This is a genomic window from Pseudomonas sp. MC6, assembly GCF_054790575.1.
On sequence record NZ_CP186504.1, the window covers coordinates 906,876 to 925,461 of the forward strand.

General features: G+C 58.3%; 18 protein-coding genes. 14 read left to right on the top strand and 4 right to left on the bottom strand.

Annotated elements, in window-relative coordinates; translation table 11 throughout:
- Positions 1-271: 271 nt before the first annotated feature.
- Genes ACOYXE_RS04165 through ACOYXE_RS04190 form a run of 6 tightly spaced genes read left to right on the top strand, consistent with a single transcriptional unit; the run spans position 272 to position 6,221 of the window.
- Positions 272-1,366, top strand: a complete 1,095-nt coding sequence (locus ACOYXE_RS04165) for an ABC transporter ATP-binding protein (RefSeq protein ID WP_007912480.1) — start codon at positions 272-274, stop codon at positions 1,364-1,366.
- Positions 1,366-2,475: an ABC transporter ATP-binding protein gene (locus ACOYXE_RS04170; protein ID WP_137219214.1), complete on the top strand. Its 1,110-nt coding sequence runs from the start codon at positions 1,366-1,368 to the stop codon at positions 2,473-2,475. The genes ACOYXE_RS04165 and ACOYXE_RS04170 overlap by 1 nt, the downstream gene beginning before the upstream one ends.
- Entirely contained in the window at positions 2,472-3,338 is an 867-nt protein-coding gene (locus ACOYXE_RS04175; RefSeq protein ID WP_007912484.1) for a carbohydrate ABC transporter permease, read from the top strand. Before ACOYXE_RS04170 ends, ACOYXE_RS04175 begins: the two co-directional genes overlap by 4 nt.
- A 9-nt stretch (positions 3,339-3,347) precedes the next feature.
- On the top strand, positions 3,348-4,148 hold the full coding sequence (locus ACOYXE_RS04180; protein WP_090284391.1) for a carbohydrate ABC transporter permease: 801 nt from the start codon (positions 3,348-3,350) through the stop codon (positions 4,146-4,148).
- A gap of 10 nt (positions 4,149-4,158) precedes the next feature.
- Positions 4,159-4,431, top strand: a complete 273-nt coding sequence (locus tag ACOYXE_RS04185; protein WP_007912485.1) for a DUF2160 domain-containing protein — start codon at positions 4,159-4,161, stop codon at positions 4,429-4,431.
- Positions 4,432-4,478: 47 nt separating this feature from the next.
- A complete protein-coding gene (locus ACOYXE_RS04190; protein ID WP_110719365.1) occupies positions 4,479-6,221 on the top strand; it encodes an ABC transporter substrate-binding protein in 1,743 nt (580 codons plus the stop codon).
- A 234-nt stretch (positions 6,222-6,455) separates the two neighbouring features.
- On the opposite strand, the gene ACOYXE_RS04195 is transcribed toward ACOYXE_RS04190, so the two are convergent.
- The 4 genes from ACOYXE_RS04195 to ACOYXE_RS04210 form a co-directional block, all read right to left on the bottom strand.
- Positions 6,456-6,833 carry a type II toxin-antitoxin system VapC family toxin gene (locus tag ACOYXE_RS04195; RefSeq protein WP_102901289.1) on the bottom strand — a complete coding sequence of 126 codons (378 nt, stop codon included), beginning with the start codon at positions 6,831-6,833 and terminating at the stop codon, positions 6,456-6,458.
- Positions 6,830-7,168, bottom strand: a complete 339-nt coding sequence (locus ACOYXE_RS04200; RefSeq protein ID WP_224790125.1) for a type II toxin-antitoxin system Phd/YefM family antitoxin — start codon at positions 7,166-7,168, stop codon at positions 6,830-6,832. The genes ACOYXE_RS04195 and ACOYXE_RS04200 overlap by 4 nt, the downstream gene beginning before the upstream one ends.
- Before the next feature lie 232 nt (positions 7,169-7,400).
- Positions 7,401-8,834 carry a heavy metal sensor histidine kinase gene (locus ACOYXE_RS04205; protein ID WP_460927862.1) on the bottom strand — a complete coding sequence of 478 codons (1,434 nt, stop codon included), beginning with the start codon at positions 8,832-8,834 and terminating at the stop codon, positions 7,401-7,403.
- Positions 8,831-9,505, bottom strand: coding sequence for a heavy metal response regulator transcription factor (locus ACOYXE_RS04210; RefSeq protein WP_460927864.1), 675 nt, complete (start codon positions 9,503-9,505; stop codon positions 8,831-8,833). The genes ACOYXE_RS04205 and ACOYXE_RS04210 overlap by 4 nt, the downstream gene beginning before the upstream one ends.
- A gap of 535 nt (positions 9,506-10,040) precedes the next feature.
- Here ACOYXE_RS04210 and ACOYXE_RS04215 point away from each other — a divergent pair.
- The 8 genes from ACOYXE_RS04215 to ACOYXE_RS04250 all read left to right on the top strand — a co-directional run bounded on the left by ACOYXE_RS04215 (position 10,041) and on the right by ACOYXE_RS04250 (position 18,444).
- Positions 10,041-11,288 (top strand): TolC family protein, encoded by a 1,248-nt coding sequence (locus ACOYXE_RS04215; protein ID WP_460927866.1) that lies wholly within the window; start codon positions 10,041-10,043, stop codon positions 11,286-11,288.
- A gap of 49 nt (positions 11,289-11,337) precedes the next feature.
- Positions 11,338-12,525: an efflux RND transporter periplasmic adaptor subunit gene (locus ACOYXE_RS04220; protein WP_460927868.1), complete on the top strand. Its 1,188-nt coding sequence runs from the start codon at positions 11,338-11,340 to the stop codon at positions 12,523-12,525.
- 14 nt (positions 12,526-12,539) lie between these two features.
- Positions 12,540-15,689, top strand: a complete 3,150-nt coding sequence (locus ACOYXE_RS04225; RefSeq protein ID WP_460927870.1) for a CusA/CzcA family heavy metal efflux RND transporter — start codon at positions 12,540-12,542, stop codon at positions 15,687-15,689.
- A gap of 223 nt (positions 15,690-15,912) precedes the next feature.
- Positions 15,913-16,116: a co-regulatory protein PtrA N-terminal domain-containing protein gene (locus ACOYXE_RS04230; protein ID WP_160058632.1), complete on the top strand. Its 204-nt coding sequence runs from the start codon at positions 15,913-15,915 to the stop codon at positions 16,114-16,116.
- Positions 16,117-16,196: 80 nt separating this feature from the next.
- Positions 16,197-16,529 carry a DUF2790 domain-containing protein gene (locus ACOYXE_RS04235; RefSeq protein WP_160058631.1) on the top strand — a complete coding sequence of 111 codons (333 nt, stop codon included), beginning with the start codon at positions 16,197-16,199 and terminating at the stop codon, positions 16,527-16,529.
- A gap of 475 nt (positions 16,530-17,004) precedes the next feature.
- On the top strand, positions 17,005-17,385 hold the full coding sequence (locus ACOYXE_RS04240) for a DUF6124 family protein (RefSeq protein ID WP_160058630.1): 381 nt from the start codon (positions 17,005-17,007) through the stop codon (positions 17,383-17,385).
- Between the two features lie 289 nt (positions 17,386-17,674).
- On the top strand, positions 17,675-17,965 hold the full coding sequence (locus tag ACOYXE_RS04245; protein ID WP_041073246.1) for a type II toxin-antitoxin system TacA family antitoxin: 291 nt from the start codon (positions 17,675-17,677) through the stop codon (positions 17,963-17,965).
- Positions 17,923-18,444, top strand: coding sequence for a hypothetical protein (locus tag ACOYXE_RS04250; protein ID WP_460927873.1), 522 nt, complete (start codon positions 17,923-17,925; stop codon positions 18,442-18,444). The genes ACOYXE_RS04245 and ACOYXE_RS04250 overlap by 43 nt, the downstream gene beginning before the upstream one ends.
- Positions 18,445-18,586 lie beyond the last annotated feature (142 nt).

The following is an 18,586-nucleotide window of genomic DNA, read 5'->3' on the forward strand; positions in this document are numbered from 1 at the left end:
CAAAATTGCATTGACTGACACACCGCTATCGCGAGCAGGCTCACTCCTACAGGGATCTTCGGCGTCCATGAGATCGGGCAAAAAGCGTTCATAGAGTGTTGTTCACTATTGTTCATTGTCAATCGCCCGACTGTTCAAATGTGTTCAGCAATGAACGCCTGTTCCCCACTGTTTCAACGATTTTCACGCCAAATCAACCACTTGCCATTTCTGGCACGAAACTCGCTCCCGTGCACAGGTCGCTTGACTCCAATAATAAAAAGGCCGAGCCATGTCACTCACCCTGGAGCACGTCAGCCGCACCGTCGAGGGCCAGACCTGGATCGACGATGCGTGCCTGAAATTCGAACCCGGTTCGTTCAACGTTTTGCTCGGGCGGACCCTGTCCGGCAAAACCAGTCTCATGCGATTAATGGCCGGGCTCGATAAGCCTGACAGCGGCCGCATCCTGATGAACGGCGTCGACGTCACCCAGCGCCCGGTGCGGTTGCGCAACGTGTCGATGGTCTATCAGCAGTTCATCAATTACCCGACCATGACCGTGTTCGAGAACATCGCCTCGCCACTGCGTCAGGCCGGTGTCTCGAAAGAGATCATCCACAGCAAAGTGCAAGAAACCGCGAAGATGCTGCGCATCGAGAAGTTTCTGCAACGCTATCCGCTGGAGCTGTCCGGCGGCCAACAGCAACGCACCGCCATGGCCCGCGCGCTGGTCAAGGATGCCGAGCTGATCCTGTTCGATGAGCCGCTGGTCAACCTCGATTACAAACTGCGCGAAGAGCTGCGCCAGGAAATGCGCGAGCTGTTCAAGGCGCGCCACACCATCGCCATCTACGCCACCACCGAACCCAACGAAGCGCTGGCACTCGGCGGCACCACGACGATTCTTCACGAGGGCCGGGTGATTCAAAGTGGCCCGTCGACCTCGGTGTATCACCAGCCGCAAACCGTGCTCGCTGCCGAATTATTCTCCGAGCCACCGATCAACCTGATGCCCGGGCGCATTGCCGGCAACGAAGTGAGTTTTGCCAACTTCGTACACTTCCCGTTGAACGTTGATCTGCGCCCGGTGGGTGAGGGCGAGTTTCGTTTTGGCGTGCGCCCCAGCCATATCTCGCTGGTGCCGAGCAACGATGACGATCTGGAGTTGGCAGTCACCGTCGAAGTCGCCGAGATCAGCGGTTCGGAAACCTTCCTGCATGTGCGCAACGAGCATTTCCTGTTGGTGCTGCACCTGCCCGGCGTTCACGAATACGACGTCGATGCGCCGATCCGCATTTACATCCCGACCCACAAACTGTTCGTTTTCGATGCGCAGGGCCGTCTGGTGCAGGCACCGGGCCGGCGTGTCGCGAGGGTTGCCTGATGGCCGAAATCCGTTTGCAGCACCTCGCCCACAGCTACAGCAAAACCCCGAGCGGCGCGGAGGATTACGCGATTCGCGAGATGGATCACGTCTGGGAGCAGGGCGGTGCCTACGCCTTGCTCGGGCCGTCGGGTTGTGGCAAGTCGACTTTGCTCAACATCATTTCCGGCCTGCTCAGCCCCTCGCAGGGCCACGTGTTGTTCGACGGCAAAGCGGTCAACGACCTGACGCCGGAGAAGCGCAACATCGCCCAGGTTTTCCAGTTTCCGGTGGTGTACGACACCATGACTGTGTTCGACAACCTCGCTTTCCCCCTGCGAAATCAGGGCATGGCCGAGGCGAAAGTGCACAGCAAGGTGCAGGAAATTGCCGAAGTCCTCGACCTGCAAAACCTCCTCAGCAAAAAGGCGCGCAACCTCACCGCCGATGAAAAACAGAAAGTCTCGATGGGCCGTGGTCTGGTCCGTGACGATGTTTCGGCGATTCTGTTCGACGAGCCGCTGACGGTGATCGACCCGCACCTGAAGTGGAAACTGCGGCGCAAGCTCAAGCAGATCCACGAGCAGTTCAACATCACCATGGTCTACGTGACCCACGATCAACTCGAGGCCTCGACCTTCGCCGACAAAATCGCGGTGATGTACGGCGGCCAGATCGTCCAGTTCGGCACGCCACGGGAATTGTTCGAGCGGCCGAGCCACACCTTTGTCGGCTATTTCATCGGCAGCCCCGGGATGAACCTGATCGACGTGCAGCCGCAACCCGGTGGCGTCGGTTTCGCCTCGACGCACCTGCCGCTGTCCGACGCCATGCAGCGCCATATCGAACACGGTCAGTGGAAGAATCTGAAGGTCGGCATCCGCCCGGAGTTTATTCATGTGTGGGACGAGCCGTTTGATGACGCGATGCAGGCCAGGGTCGTACACGTCGAAGACCTCGGCACCTACAAGATCATGACCCTCGACCTCGACGGCGCACCGTTGAAAGTACGTTTGGCGGAAGACAAACCGGTGCCACAGGGCATCGCGTACATCAGTTTCCCGGCGCAGTGGCTGATGGTCTATGCCGATGAGTTTCTGCTCGAAGCCGACGATGAGGTGCAGCCATGAACAAGGTGCAGAACAACAAGGCCTGGTGGCTGGTGTTGCCGGTGTTCCTGCTGGTGGCGTTCAGTGCGGTGATCCCGATGATGACCGTGGTCAACTATTCGGTGCAGGACATCTTCGACCAGTCCAGCCGCTACTTTGTCGGCGCTGACTGGTACAAACAAGTGCTGCTCGATCCACGTCTGCACGATTCATTGCTGCGTCAGTTCATCTACTCGGCCTGCGTGTTGCTGATCGAAATTCCTTTGGGCATTGCCGTCGCGCTGACCATGCCGACCAAGGGCCGCTGGTCGTCGGTGGTGCTGATCATTCTGGCGATTCCGCTGCTGATCCCATGGAACGTGGTCGGCACCATCTGGCAGATTTTCGGCCGTGCCGACATTGGTCTGCTCGGTTCCAGCCTTAACGCAATGGGCATCAGCTACAACTACGCGGCCAACACCATGGACGCCTGGGTGACGGTGCTGGTGATGGACGTCTGGCACTGGACTTCATTGGTGGCGCTGCTGTGCTTCTCCGGTTTGCGCGCGATTCCCGACGTGTATTACCAAGCGGCGCGCATCGATCGGGCCTCAGCCTGGGCGGTGTTCAGGCACATTCAGTTGCCCAAGCTGAAGAGCGTGCTGCTGATCGCGGTGATGCTGCGCTTCATGGACAGTTTCATGATCTACACCGAGCCGTTCGTGCTCACCGGCGGCGGGCCGGGTAACGCCACGACCTTCTTGAGTCAGACGTTGACCCAGATGGCCGTAGGGCAATTCGACCTCGGTCCGGCAGCGGCGTTTTCGCTGGTGTACTTCCTGATCATCCTGTTGGTGTCCTGGCTGTTCTACACCGCCATGACGCACTCCGACGCCAACCGCTGAGGCCCGGCCATGAGCAAAAGAAAGCTGATTCCGCTGCTGGTGTACATCCTTTTCCTACTGGTGCCGATCTACTGGCTGCTGAACATGTCGTTCAAGAGCAACACCGAAATCCTCGGCGGTCTGACGCTTTTCCCACAGGCCTTTACGCTGGCGAACTACAAAGTGATCTTTACCGATCCGAGCTGGTACACCGGTTATCTGAACTCGCTGTATTACGTCAGCCTGAACACGGTGATCTCGCTGAGCGTGGCGCTGCCGGCGGCCTATGCGTTTTCGCGTTATCGCTTTCTCGGCGACAAGCACCTGTTCTTCTGGCTGCTGACCAACCGCATGGCGCCGCCAGCGGTGTTTCTGCTGCCGTTCTTTCAGTTGTATTCGTCGATTGGCCTGTTCGACACGCATATCGCCGTGGCTTTGGCGCATTGCCTGTTTAACGTGCCGCTAGCGGTGTGGATTCTCGAAGGATTTATGTCCGGCGTGCCGAAAGAAATCGACGAAACTGCCTACATCGACGGCTACAGTTTCCCCAAGTTCTTCGTGAAGATTTTCATCCCGCTGATCGGCTCGGGTATCGGCGTCACGGCGTTTTTCTGCTTCATGTTTTCCTGGGTCGAACTGCTGCTCGCGCGCACGTTGACCTCGGTCAACGCCAAGCCGATTGCGGCGGTGATGACGCGCACGGTTTCTGCATCGGGTATCGACTGGGGCGTGCTGGCGGCGGCGGGGGTGTTGACCATTCTGCCGGGCATGCTGGTGATCTGGTTTGTTCGCAACCACGTGGCCAAGGGCTTTGCCCTCGGTCGGGTCTGAGGAGCTGATGATGGAATGGATGAGTTGGACTACCCCGACAGCCGCATTCTTCATCGTCATCGGCCTGATTCTGGTCGGCATGACGACGTGGGAATTGCGCTCGCCGAGCATCCTGCGGCGAGGTTTTCTGCCGATTGCCACCACCCGTGGCGATCGTTTGTTTATCGGTCTTCTCGGCAGCGCCTACCTGCATTTGCTGGTGATCGGCGCCACCGACTGGAGCATCTGGGTAGCGTCCGCGTTGTCCCTGGTGTGGCTGTTGGCTGTGATGCGTTGGGGCTAGTCGAGTCGTTCGGCAACGCGGCTCCACAACTTAAACAGGAGGTCTCTATGTTCGACAAAAACAATAAGCTGCGACATAGCATTTCATTGGCAGCCATGCTGGCACTCAGCGGTTTGAGCGCATCCGCCTGGGCCGATGCCTACGAGGACGCGGCGAAAAAATGGATCGGCAGTGAATTCAAACCGTCGACCCTGACGGCCGAGCAGCAACTCGAAGAACTGAAGTGGTTCATCAAGGCGGCCGAGCCGTTTCGCGGCATGGACATCAAGGTCGTTTCCGAGACCCTGACCACCCACGAATACGAGTCGAAGGTGCTGGCCAAGGCGTTCAGCGAAATCACCGGGATCAAGCTCACCCACGACCTGCTGCAAGAAGGCGACGTGGTCGAGAAAATGCAGACGGTAATGCAGTCCGACAAGAATATCTATGACGGCTGGGTCAACGACTCGGACCTGATCGGTACGCACTTTCGCTACGGCAAGACCGAATCGATCACCGACCTGATGGCCAACGAGGGCAAGAACTTCACTTCGCCGACGCTCGACATCAAGGACTTTATCGGCATCTCCTTCACCACCGCGCCGGACGGCAAGATCTATCAGCTGCCTGACCAGCAATTCGCCAACCTGTACTGGTTCCGCGCTGACTGGTTCGAACGTGCCGATCTAAAAGCCAAGTTCAAGGAAAAGTACGGCTACGAATTGGGCGTGCCGGTGAACTGGTCAGCCTATGAAGACATCGCCAAATTCTTCAGCGAAGACGTCAAGGAAATCGACGGCAAGCGCGTTTACGGGCACATGGATTACGGCAAGAAAGACCCGTCGCTGGGCTGGCGCTTCACCGATGCCTGGTTCTCCATGGCCGGTGGCGGCGACAAGGGCATACCCAACGGCTTGCCAGTAGACGAGTGGGGGATTCGCGTCGAGGACTGCCACCCGGTCGGCTCCAGCGTGACCCGAGGCGGTGACACCAACGGCCCGGCGGCGGTGTTCGCCACCACCAAATATGTCGACTGGTTGAAGAAGTACGCGCCACCGGAAGCGGCGGGCATGACCTTCTCCGAGTCCGGCCCGGTGCCGTCGCAGGGCAACATTGCGCAGCAAATCTTCTGGTACACCGCGTTCACCGCCGACATGACCAAACCGGGCCTGCCGGTGGTCAACGCCGACGGCACACCGAAATGGCGCATGGCGCCATCGCCGCGCGGGCCGTATTGGGAAGAGGGCATGAAGCTTGGGTATCAGGACGTGGGTTCGTGGACGTTTATGAAGTCCACGCCTGAGAAACAGAAACTGGCAGCGTGGCTGTATGCGCAGTTTGTGACCTCGAAAACTGTCTCGTTGAAGAAAACCATCGTCGGCCTGACGCCGATTCGCGAGTCGGACATCAACTCGCAAGCGATGACCGATCTGGCGCCGAAGCTCGGTGGTCTGGTGGAGTTCTACCGCAGCCCGGCCCGCGTGCAATGGACCCCGACCGGCACCAACGTGCCGGACTATCCGCGTCTGGCGCAACTGTGGTGGAGCCATATCGCTGAAGCAGCGAGCGGTGAGAAGACCCCGCAACAGGCGCTCGATGGTCTGGCCAAGGATCAGGACGCGATCATGACGCGCCTCGAACGCTCCAAGGCCCAGGCCACTTGTGCACCGAAGATGAATCCGGAGCGCGACGCGCAGTACTGGTTCGATCAACCGGGCGCACCGAAACCGAAACTGGCCAACGAGAAGCCGAAAGGCGAGACCGTGAGCTACAACGAACTGCTGAAATCCTGGGCGGATGCGCGTAAGTGATAGGGGAACTGTGAAAGGCGAACGGCACCGGAAGGTGCCGTTTTTGTTGGTGCCGCTGCGATTGCTATCGCGAGCAGGCTCACTCCCACAGAGGTTCGCGGCGTACACCGCATCTGTGAACGACACAAAAACCTGTAGGCCTTCGCCTGCTCGCGATAGCGGTGTGTCAGACGAAAAAGATATCGACCGACCCGCCGCCAGCATTGATGTGTGCCGGTACTGGATGTGTCTTGATCAGACCAGAACAGCCAGATCTGTGTAACGAGCAACCAAAGCATCAGCCGTGAGCAACTTCATCGGCTCGGTCATTGCTGTGGCGATGATAATGCGGTCAAACGGATCGCGATGATGGTGCTCAAGATCCTTCACGGCGATGGCGTGCTCTGCAGTCACTGGCAGTTCGATAAAGCCACTGTCGAGACAATATTGGCGGACTTCTTCCAGATCAACATTCAGCTTGCCGAGCCCGACCTTGATTGCCATTTCCCAGAAAGTGGCGGCGCTGATGTAGATTTCGGCGGCGTTCTCAATCAATTTTCTGGCTTTGCCGGACAATCTGGCGTCATCACTGAGCGTCCAGAGCAAAATGTGCGTGTCGAGCAGAAGCCTCATGCTTGAGTGCCCTCAAATGTATCAAGCATGTCATCGGGCAGTGGTGAGTCGAAATCGTCGGGCAACACCAGTTTGCCTTTCATTGCGCCAATACGCTGAGCGCTGGGTTTTCCTACGGGAACGAGGCGAGCCATCGCCCGCCCATGCTTGGCAATCGTGATGACTTGGCCAGCAGCGGCATCATCGACGAGTTTGGATAAATTGTTTTTGGCTTCAGCCAGCGGAACGATGATCATCAGCTCACCCCTGTATTCTGGACAAATATAGCCAGAATATTTCAACGCTGCCAAACCATAGACTTCTTCAGCCCATTCGCAAACGATATCCCTGTTCATTTTTAGCCTCTCGTCGGTATTCCATCTGCCAAGGCCTCCACCATAGAGCTATCTACTCAAAACTGGCTGTAGGACAAAACGGAGGTTGCGGCGAGAGCTTTCGGCGTTTGTGTGGGGACGGGAGCAAATCGGTAAAAAATCGTACAAAAATGTCGACTGACCCACCGCCATCGCAAGCGGGCGAAGGCCTGCAGGTTTCAGTGGTGCCCACAAAACCTGAGTACCCCGCAAATCACTGTGGGAGCTTGCCTGCAAGCGAAGGGGCCATTGTCGGCACCGCAGGAAACCCAAGCCGGAACACGGTCATCGCACCCGGCAAACTCTTCACCTCCGCCACGCCCTGATGCAGGCTCATGATCGAACGGACGATGGCCAGTCCCAACCCGGTGCTGCCCTGCGAGCGCGAGCGGCTGCTGTCGACGCGGTAGAATCGGTCGAACAGATGTGGCAGGTGTTGCGCCTCGATCCCGGCGCCGGGGTTGCTGACCAGCAGGGATGCCTGCGTCGCACTCTGTTCAATCAGCAGCGTCACGGTTTTCCCGTTCGGGCAGTGGCGCAGCGCATTCGACAACAGATTGGAAATCGCCCGCTGAATCATCAACCGATCGCCCATCACCTGTGCGCTGCCAATGACATTCAAATGAATATCCTTATCCTGCGCCGACAACGAAAACATTTCGGCGACTTTCGCCACTTCAACCTCCAGCGCCACCGCTTCAAACGGTGCCAGCGCCGACGGATGACTGACCTGCGCCAGAAACAACATGTCCGAGACAATCCGCGCCACGCGCTCCAGTTCCTCGGTGCACGACACCAGCACGTCCTTGTATTCCTCGGTCGTGCGCTCGCGGGACAAGGTCACCTGCGCCTTGCCCATCAGATTGTTGATCGGCGTGCGCAGCTCATGCGCCAGGTCATCAGAGAACTGCGACAACTGCTGCACCCCGGCATCCAGCCGATGCAGCATGAAATTGATACCTTGCGCCAGTTCGCTCAATTCCTGCGGCATGTTCACCACGGACAAACGATGTTCCAGGTCCTGGGTCGAGACCATTGCCGCCACTTTGCGAAACTCGCGCAGCGGCGCCAAACCACGCTGCACCGCGCCCCACGCGCTCAGGCCGATAAACACCAGCAACAACGGCAAGGCAATCAGCGTCGAGCGCAGATACGCGCTGAGCAACGCCTGATCATGGGCGTTGTCCATCGACAGCAGCACCGGCACGCTGTTGCCGTCCTTGAGACGAATCAGCTTGGACACGGTGAGGAATTTCGCCCCTTCGGCATCGATGCTGTCGGAGTAGGTCAATTGATCAGTGGTTGCCCGCACTGCTTTCAATTCAACCCGTGGATCAGTCAAACCGCTGCCGGATTTAAGCAGCGGCGAGCGCAGGTTCAAGCGGTCATAAATCGTCAACGTCAGGTTGTCATGGCCCATGACCTGATCGAGCAAAATGTGCGGCTTGCCGCTGATCTCATTGGCATCGACGTACAGCGACAAGCTGTGTTCGACCTGCGCCATCTTCTTCTCGAGACTGTCGCGCGACAGCGCATTGAGCTCATGGGTCAACGCGAAATAGGCAAGGATCGCCAGGAACACCACCAGCAGCGCGCCGAGAATACTCACCGTCAAACCGAGACGCATCGACAGGCTGGAGGGCTTCATTCCCGTGCCTCCAGCACGTAGCCGACACCGCGCAGGGTGTGAATCAGTTTGCTGTCGAACGGCTCGTCGATCTTCGCCCGCAAACGGCGGATCGACACCTCGACCACATTGGTGTCGCAGTCGAAATTCATGTCCCACACCAGCGAGATGATCTGCGTGCGCGTCAGCACTTCGCCGGACTGGCGCATCAGCAAATGCAGCAGGGCGAACTCCTTGGTGGTCAGGTCAATACGCTGCGCGCCGCGAAACGCGCGATGGCGGCCCGGATCGAGTTCCAGATCAGCGACTTTCAGGACCTGCGGCACCGGGATGTTTTCGCTACGACGCATCAAGGTGCGCACCCGCGCCAGCAGTTCGGGAAACTCGAACGGCTTGACCAGATAATCGTCGGCGCCCAGATCGAGGCCACGAATCTTGTCGGCCAGACGCCCGCGCGCGGTGAGCATCATCACCCGTGTGGAGTGGGTGCGACGCAGTTGTTCCAGCACGCCCCAACCATCGAGTTCCGGCAGGTTCACGTCGAGAATAATCAGGTCATAGGCCTGCTGTTGCGCCAAGTGCAAACCATCGGCGCCGGTGGCGGCGTGGTCAACGACATAGCCACTTTCGGTCAAACCCTGATGCAAGTATTCGGCAGCTTTAAGCTCGTCCTCGACGACAAGGATTCGCATGATCTTTCACCACTTTTATTTAATGGGTATTTAATTAAGGCGGCCCCTCACCCTAACCCTCTCCCAGAAGGAGAGGGGACTGAGCGTGGGATATTTCGGAACTACGCCGACGTGAAAAAACCTCACTGAATCCATAATCGATTTGATGTAACAGGTCGATGGAAAGTGTCAGACACCTCGGTCGGCTCCCTCTCCCTCCGGGAGAGGGCTGGGGTGAGGGGAGGCGGCACAATAAAGGTTGTAGCGGCTACAGGGTCAACAATCAAACGCTCTAAACCAGTGATCTGCGACAGTCGGTCGCAGCGCGAGCCACAAAAATCCCATGACTTCGATTCACACAAGTGCAATTCAGCAGATAACTAACGCGCATTTGTTTCGATGTATTTCGATAACGCCGCCAGCACTTCGCATCCTAGAACAAAACAACTTCGGCAAACCGTGGATAACGGATTTGTAATGTTCCAGTCACCTTGTCGATAAGTTCAAAACCCTACCGTGGCGGCATCCGAGATTCTTGAATAAAGGAAGTCTTCCATTGCCCGGTTTAATAAAACTGACGGCGCAATCACGCCTGAAAAAAACAGTCAGCGGCCTAGTGTTGTTGGCCAGCGCCGGCCTTGCAAACGCATCGACCCTGACGCTGGACCAAGCCCTGCAAAGCGCCTTCACCGGCAACCCGGAACTGGCCGCTGCGCAGTGGGAAATCGGCATCGCCGAAGGTGACCGCCAACAGGCCGGCCTGATCCCCAACCCTGAAGTGTCGTGGGAAGCCGAAGACACCCGCCGTGACTCACGCACCACCACGGTCATGCTCAGTCAGCCGATCGAACTGGGCGGCAAACGCGGCGCACGCATCGATGTCGCCAGCCGTGCGCAGGATGCTGCCGGCATCGAACTGGAGCGCAAACGCAATGCATTGCGCGCCGATGTGATTCAGGCGTTCAACAGCGCGCAAACCGCGCAGCAACGCTTGCAGCTGTCCCGCCAGTCGCTGCAATTGGCCGAGCACGGTGTGCGCATGGCGCAAGGGCGCATCGAAGCAGGAAAATCATCACCGGTCGAAGGCACGCGAGCGCAAGTGCAGCTCTCGGAAGTGCGCCTTGAATTGAGCCGGGCAGAACGCGATCAGGCCACCGCGTACCAACAATTGGCGCAAGTCATGGGCGCGCCGTTGCCGACCTCGACCAAGGTGCAGGCCCCCACGCAAAACATGCCGGCCGTACCACCACCTACAAGATTGCTCGAGCGTCTGAACGAGACCGCCGAACTGCGTCTGGCCAAGTTGCAGATCGACCAGCGCGAAGCGTCGTTGGGCCTGGAAAAGTCCCAGCGCATCCCCGACCTCACCGTGAGCATCGGCAGTCAGTACAGCGAAACCGAGCGCGAGCGGGTCAACGTGGTCGGCCTGTCGATGCCGATTCCACTGTTCAACCGCAATCAGGGCAACGTGCTCGCCGCAGCGCGCCGAACTGATCAGGCGCGGGATCTGCGCAACGCCACCGAGCTGCGATTGCGCACGGAAATCCAGACCAGTCTCGAGCAATGGCAGACCGCCAACGGCGAAGTCACCGCGTTCAACCAGACCATCCTGCCCGCCGCGCAAAGTGCGGTCGACAGCGCCACGCGCGGGTTCGAAATGGGCAAGTTCGGCTTCCTCGATGTGCTCGATGCGCAACGAACATTGATCAGCGCTCGTAGCCAGTACATCCAGGCCGTCAGCGAAGCCACCGACGCCCGCGTACGCATCGAACGGATCTTCGGCGACCTCAGCGTCGGCCGTTGAATTTCACTTTTCAGACAACTGCGCGATGGCTCGGCGCAGAGGAGTTTCCATGGATAAAAAATTGATGATTGTCGCGGTGGCGACGTTGGCGCTGGGCATTGGTATCGGCTCGCAGTGGTCAGGTAACGCAAGCATCGACGCGCATGCCGACGAGACTTCTGAGCATGCCGATCACGCCGAAGAAGGTGCAGCGGCTGAACATGCCGAAGAAGGCCACATCGAATTGAGTGCCGAGCAAATCACTGCCGCCGGCATTCAACTTGCCGAAGCAAAGCCGCAAAACATCAGTCTTGGTCTGCCATTCCCCGGCGAAGTGCGCTTCGACGAAGACCGCACCGCCCACGTCGTGCCGCGCGTGCCGGGTGTGGTCGAGGCGGTGGCGGTCAACCTCGGGCAAACGGTGAAGAAGGGCCAGTTGCTGGCGGTGATCGCCAGTCAGCAGATCTCCGATCAACGCAGCGAGCAGGCCGCCGCGCAGCGCCGTTTGGCCTTGGCGCGCACCACCTACGAACGCGAGAAAAAACTCTGGCAGGACAAAATCTCCGCCGAGCAGGATTTCCTCCAGGCGCGTCAGGCACTGCAAGAGGCTGAAATTGCGCTAACCAATGCGCGGCAAAAGATCAGCGTACTCAGCGGCAGCGTGGTCGCCACCGGCGGCAATCGCTACGAATTGCGCGCGCCGTTCGATGGCGTGGTGGTGGAAAAACACCTGACGCCGGGCGAGGTCGTTGATGAAAGCACAGCGGCGTTCACCCTCTCGGATCTGTCGCGAGTGTGGGTAACGTTCGGCGTTTCACCGAAGGATCTGAACAAGGTTCAAGTAGGCAAAGCGGTCACCGTCAGCGCCCCGGAACTCAACGCAGAAGTGGTCGGCAGCGTGGCTTACGTCGGCAGCTTGCTCGGCGAACAAACCCGCACCGCGACCGTCCGCGTCACCCTGGAAAACCCGCAAGGCTCGTGGCGTCCCGGCCTGTTCGTCACCGCGCTGGTCGCTACCGACAGCCGCGAAGCGAGAGTCGCCGTACCGGAATCCGCGATCCAGACCGTCGAGGACAAACCCACGGTTTTCGTGCGTACCGACGACGGTTTCGAAGCCCGGGCAGTAGAGCTGGGCAGCCGCGCCGCCGGCCATGTGGAAATCACTCAAGGGCTGGAACCGGGCGCGCAAGTCGCCAGCGCCGGCAGCTTCGTCCTCAAGTCGGAACTGGGCAAAGCCTCAGCCGAGCACAGCCACTGATCCGGAAGACTCCCATGTTCGAACGCCTGATCCAGTTTGCCATCGAGCAGCGCATCATTGTGCTGCTCGCCGTTCTGCTCATGGCCGGCCTCGGCATCGCCAGTTATCAAAAACTGCCGATCGACGCCGTGCCGGACATCACCAACGTCCAGGTGCAAATCAACACCGGCGCCGCCGGGTTCTCGCCGCTGGAAACCGAGCAGCGCATCACCTTTCCGATTGAAACCGCGATGGCCGGTTTGCCGGCACTGGAGCAGACCCGTTCGCTGTCGCGCTCGGGGCTGTCGCAGGTCACGGTGATCTTCAAGGACGGCACTGACCTGTTCTTCGCCCGCCAATTGGTCAACGAGCGTTTGCAGATCGCCAAGGAGCAATTGCCCGAAGGCGCGGAAGCGGTGATGGGGCCGATTTCCACCGGCCTCGGCGAGATCTTTTTATGGACAGTGGAAGCCAAGGAGGGCGCACTCAAGGACGACGGCACAGCCTACACGCCGACCGACCTGCGGGTGATTCAGGACTGGATCATCAAGCCGCAATTGCGCAACGTGCCCGGTGTCGCCGAGATCAACACTATCGGCGGTTTCGCCAAGGAATATCAGATCGCTCCGGACCCGAAACGCCTGGCCGGATACAAGCTGACCCTCACCGATCTGGTCACCGCGCTGGAGCGCAACAACGCCAACGTCGGCGCCGGTTACATCGAGCGCAGCGGCGAGCAATTGCTGATTCGCGCGCCGGGCCAAGTGGCGAGCACCGAGGACATCGCCAACATTGTCATGGCCAACGTTGACGGCACGCCGATCCGGGTGAAGAACGTCGCCAGCGTGGAAATCGGCCGCGAATTGCGCAGTGGCGCGGCCACGGAAAACGGCCGCGAAGTAGTGCTCGGCACGGTGTTCATGCTGATCGGCGAGAACAGCCGCACAGTTTCGCAAGCGGTCGCCAGCAAGCTCGAACAGATCAACAAATCCTTGCCGCAAGGCGTGATCGCGGTGCCTGTGTACGACCGCACGCACCTGGTCGACAAAGCCATTGCCACGGTGAAAAAGAACCTCATCGAAGGCGCGATTCTGGTGATCGCGATTCTGTTTCTGTTCCTCGGCAACATCCGCGCGGCGCTGATTACCGCGATGGTGATTCCGCTGTCGATGCTGTTCACCTTCACCGGGATGTTCAGCAACAAGGTCAGCGCCAACTTGATGAGCCTCGGCGCGCTGGACTTCGGCATCATCGTCGACGGTGCGGTGGTGATCGTTGAAAACACCCTGCGTCGACTGGCCCATGCGCAGCAGCATCACGGCCGTTTGCTGACCCGTGCCGAGCGTTTCAAGGAAGTCTTTGCCGCGGCGAAAGAGGCGCGGAGACCACTGATTTTCGGGCAGTTGATCATCATGGTCGTGTACCTGCCGATTTTCGCCTTGAGTGGCGTCGAAGGGAAAATGTTTCACCCGATGGCGTTTACCGTGGTGATTGCTTTGCTTGGCGCGATGTTGCTTTCCGTCACGTTCGTGCCAGCGGCGATTGCGTTGTTCGTCACGGGCAAGGTCAAGGAAGAAGAGGGCGCGGTGATGCGTGGCGCACGTCGCGTGTATGCGCCGGCGCTGGCCTGGGTCATGTCCCATCGCGCAATCGCAGTGGGCGCGGCGTTGGGCGTGATCGTGCTTAGCGGCGTGCTTACTAGCCGCATGGGCAGCGAGTTTGTACCGAGCCTCAGCGAAGGTGATTTTGCTTTGCAAGCGTTGCGTGTGCCGGGCACCAGCCTGACGCAATCGGTGGATATGCAGCAGCGGTTGGAGACGTTGATTTTGGCGAAAGTGCCGGAAGTCGAACGTGTTTTTGCTCGCACCGGCACCGCCGAAATCGCCTCCGACCCGATGCCGCCGAATATCTCCGACAGCTACGTGATGCTCAAACCCAAGGAACAGTGGCCGGATCCAGGCAAGTCCCGCGAAACCCTGATGGCCGAACTGCAAGCTTCCGCCGCGACGTTGCCGGGCAGCAACTATGAACTGTCGCAGCCGATTCAACTGCGCTTCAACGAACTGATTTCCGGCGTGCGCAGTGATGTCGCGGTGAAGGTGTTCGGTGATGACATGGACGTGCTCAATGCCACCGCTGCGAAAATCGCTGCTGCCATGCAAAAGGTCAACGGCGCATCCGAAGTGAAGGTCGAGCAAACTACCGGGCTGCCGGTGCTGACTATCAACATTGATCGCGATAAAGCCGCGCGCTACGGGCTCAACGTCGGTGATGTGCAGGACACCATTGCCGTGGCAGTGGGCGGGCGTCAGGCCGGGACGTTGTATGAGGGCGACCGGCGTTTCGATATGGTTGTGCGGTTGTCCGATGCCATGCGCAAGGACATCGACGGCTTGTCGGCACTGCTGATCCCGGTGCCGGCACTGAGTGGCGCTGCGAATCAGATCGGCTTCATCGCGCTGCAAGACGTCGCCAGCCTCGACCTGGTGCTCGGCCCGAATCAGGTCAGCCGTGAGAACGGCAAGCGTCTGGTGATCGTCAGCGCCAACGTGCGTGGGCGTGACATTGGTTCGTTTGTCAGCGAGGCCGGTGAGGTGATCGAGCGTGATGTGCAAGTCCCGGCCGGTTACTGGACCAGTTGGGGCGGCCAGTTTGAACAACTGCAATCGGCGGCCAAGCGTTTGCAGATTGTCGTGCCGGTGGCGTTACTGCTGGTGTTCGGCTTGTTGTTCATGATGTTCAACAACTTGAAGGACGGCTTGCTGGTGTTTACCGGGATTCCGTTTGCCTTGACCGGTGGGGTCATGGCGTTGTGGTTGCGGGATATTCCGCTGTCGATTTCGGCGGGGGTCGGGTTTATCGCGTTGTCCGGGGTGGCGGTGTTGAACGGCTTGGTGATGATTGCGTTTATTCGTAATTTGCGCGAGGAGGGGCGGTCGCTTTCGGATGCCATTCACGAAGGTGCGCTGACGCGTTTGCGACCTGTGTTGATGACGGCGTTGGTGGCTTCGCTGGGCTTTATTCCGATGGCGCTTGCGACCGGCACAGGTGCGGAGGTGCAGCGACCACTGGCAACCGTGGTGATCGGCGGAATCCTGTCCTCCACGATCCTCACGCTGCTGATCTTGCCGGCGCTCTACCAACTCGCCCATCGCCGGGAAGAAGACACCGTTCCAACTAAATAGGTAATCCCCTCTGTAGGAGTGAGCCTGATCGCGATAGCGGTCTATCAGGCAGATCTACATTGACTGACCCACCGCTATCGCGAGCAGGCTCACTCCTACAGGTTTTGTGTTCGACTTCAGAAGTGTGTCCGGGAGATAACGGATATGTAATTTCCCCGCCACCGTGACGATAGGTTCGGATTGTTACCTTGATCCCGTCAGTTACTTAAACGAGGAATCAAAGATGAAAATCGTACAGATGGGTACTTTTGTTGTGGCGTTGGCGATCTCTTCCGTGGCCTTGGCCGAAGGCGGTGGCGACCGCACTTTCGAACGGATGATGACCAGCAACGACCGCTCCATGGAGTTGTTCGTCGCCAAGGAAAAAGCCGCTGGCAACCCGGTTGTCGTCAACGACAAGAAAGACGACAAAACCCGCGATCTGTAAGCCTGCTGCACCTGAACAAGCCCTTCATCGCGCATCGATGCCGGGCTTTTTTTTCAAGCCCGGACGGGAAGGAAATGGATATGAACATGCTCAAGTGGATCGCGTTCGTCGGCGTAATGGCGATGTCTGCGAATGTGCTGGCCGAAGGCGGTGGTGACCGCACCTTTGAACGCGCGCTCAGCGCCAACAGCAAAGCCATGGAACAGTACGCCGCCAACCAGGGCAAAGCGCCGCCGGCGGTGAAGGATTACGAATACGGAATGAAGCTGGACGTGGTCAAAGTGGTGAGTGTGGTGAAGCCGCAGCCTGCGTGCAAAGTGGTGCCCACCGCGATGACCTACGAGGACTCCAAAGGTCAGATCAATACCATCAAGTACAACGTGATGGGCGTGTGCCGAAACGGCGGGAGCTGAATCCGCCACGCCAGAACGCGGCCCCGTGTAGGAGCTGCCGAAGGCTGCGATCTTTTGACTTTGATTCTAAAGATCAAGATCAAAAGATCGCAGCCTTCGGCAGCTCCTACAGGGGCCGAATTGCAATATCACGATACGTATTTCAATTCGTAATGTTTAAAGCTTGTGTGGGAAATACGGAACCTTCCCACAATGTTTTCAGGTTGTCCGTCGGACGTCCGCTCTCTAGCCTGTGTGGGTCGCTGCCAATTCAGCGATCGGGATTGGAACCCCGTGGCTCAACTGAAGCAAGACGCACTGTTCATGACGTATGCTTGCGCACTTTCATGTGTGCACTCCGTTATGGCGGCTGTGCGCGGGAGACTTCGAGTCTGTCGGGTTTGCTCAGTTGCCCGGGTTCCAACCTGCGTACAGCTGCCACCCTTTCGCGTGGAACCGAAAGGGCCAGCTCCACCTTCAAGCTGAGTAAAACATTATGAAAAAGCCAACCCCAAATCCCCCCGAAGCAGACGCAATCCCCGACGCCAACTCAACATCCCCCTACGCCTCCGTCGACACCCGAAAACTCCACGAAGCCGCCGACCGCGCCCTCGACTTCTACCTCAAACCCTCAGCCGCCATCATGTCCGCACCGTACATCCCCAACCAGATGTTCCTGGTCAATCCCAAAGCCGACACCGAATCACTACTGGCCAACGCCAGCGAATCCCTGGCCTCGGCCACGGTGATGCTCGGTGACTTCGCCGCATTGCTGGGCGGCACCCATCGCAAGACCCTGCTGGGTATCGCGCAGGTGGTCATGCTCGGTGAACTGGCGGTGAACAAAGCGCTGGATAACGTGGAGGTCACGACGTAGGCAAAGGTCCTTTGGCGAGGATCTCTTTCTCGCCAGACTAAATAAAATGACCGTGTATCTGAAAGCTATACGCGTATATGCATTAGCTACACGGTCGGTATAGAATCGACTCCGAAGCTGCTCACATGGCTTCGCACCTCAAACGTTAGATCTCACGTTAAGAGCATGGCCTAAACCTCTCCGGGCCACTCAAGGAGTCAGAAAATGAAAAGTAAACAAAAGCTGATGTGCTAACGCCATAAGGAGGCTCCAGTTCCAACATCACCTACCCAGATGGGAAACAGAACAAATGTCCACAACTGAAAGCGTTGAAAAATCCAAACCCGTTCCAATCAACATGAGAGCGGACGAAAAGAAACGTAATCTGATCGATTTGGCAGCCGCCATGTCTGGTCGTGATCGCACAAGTTTTATCCTGGAAGCTGCCTGCCAAAAAGCTGAAGAGGTGATTCTGGATAAACGACTGTTCCTTCTCGACGACAGCGCATTTGACGCATTCGAACAGGCTATTGAAGCCAATCCGGCTCGAGGTAACGAATGCCTGCACCAACTGCTCGCACGTCCAAAACGTTGGAGTTGACCGCCCCCGAGAAGCTCAACGACCTACACGAGCTCAATGCTTTCGATTCTGGTGAGGTGACCATTGACCATTACCTGCAGAGGAAGGCGCGAAAAGCCCAATCCACCAAGCAGGCTGTTGTGTACGTCAGTTGCCTCAAAGGCACGTCGAATGTGATGGCCTATTACACTCTCTCCAGCGGATCAGTCGCCCGTGCCAGCGTCATGCCGAAGAGCAGTCAACGCAATTCGCCCAGTGTCCATCCGGTAACTCTATTGGGGCGTATGGGGGTAACGCGCGAAGCTCAGGGCCAAGGTTTCGCTGTCGATTTACTGCAAGATGCGATTGAAAGAGCCCTCAACGCGTCTCAGTCGATCGGATCCAGCGCAATAATTGTTCATCCCTTGAATGATCGGCTGTCGAGCTTTTATATCAAGTACGCGGGATTCATTCCGTGCGCCGACATTTCCCCTATAACCCTGATGCTGCCTCTACGCTAAAGCTTGGCTTTCAGCTACCCGCTAGGTTGTCTTGATAGCGGGTTGATTATGTCGCGACCGCAGCGCAAAAAAAGGCGCCCCGAAGGACGCCAAAAGATTCACCTCTTACCAAAGGAGCAAGGAGCTTCTAAAGGTGAATTTG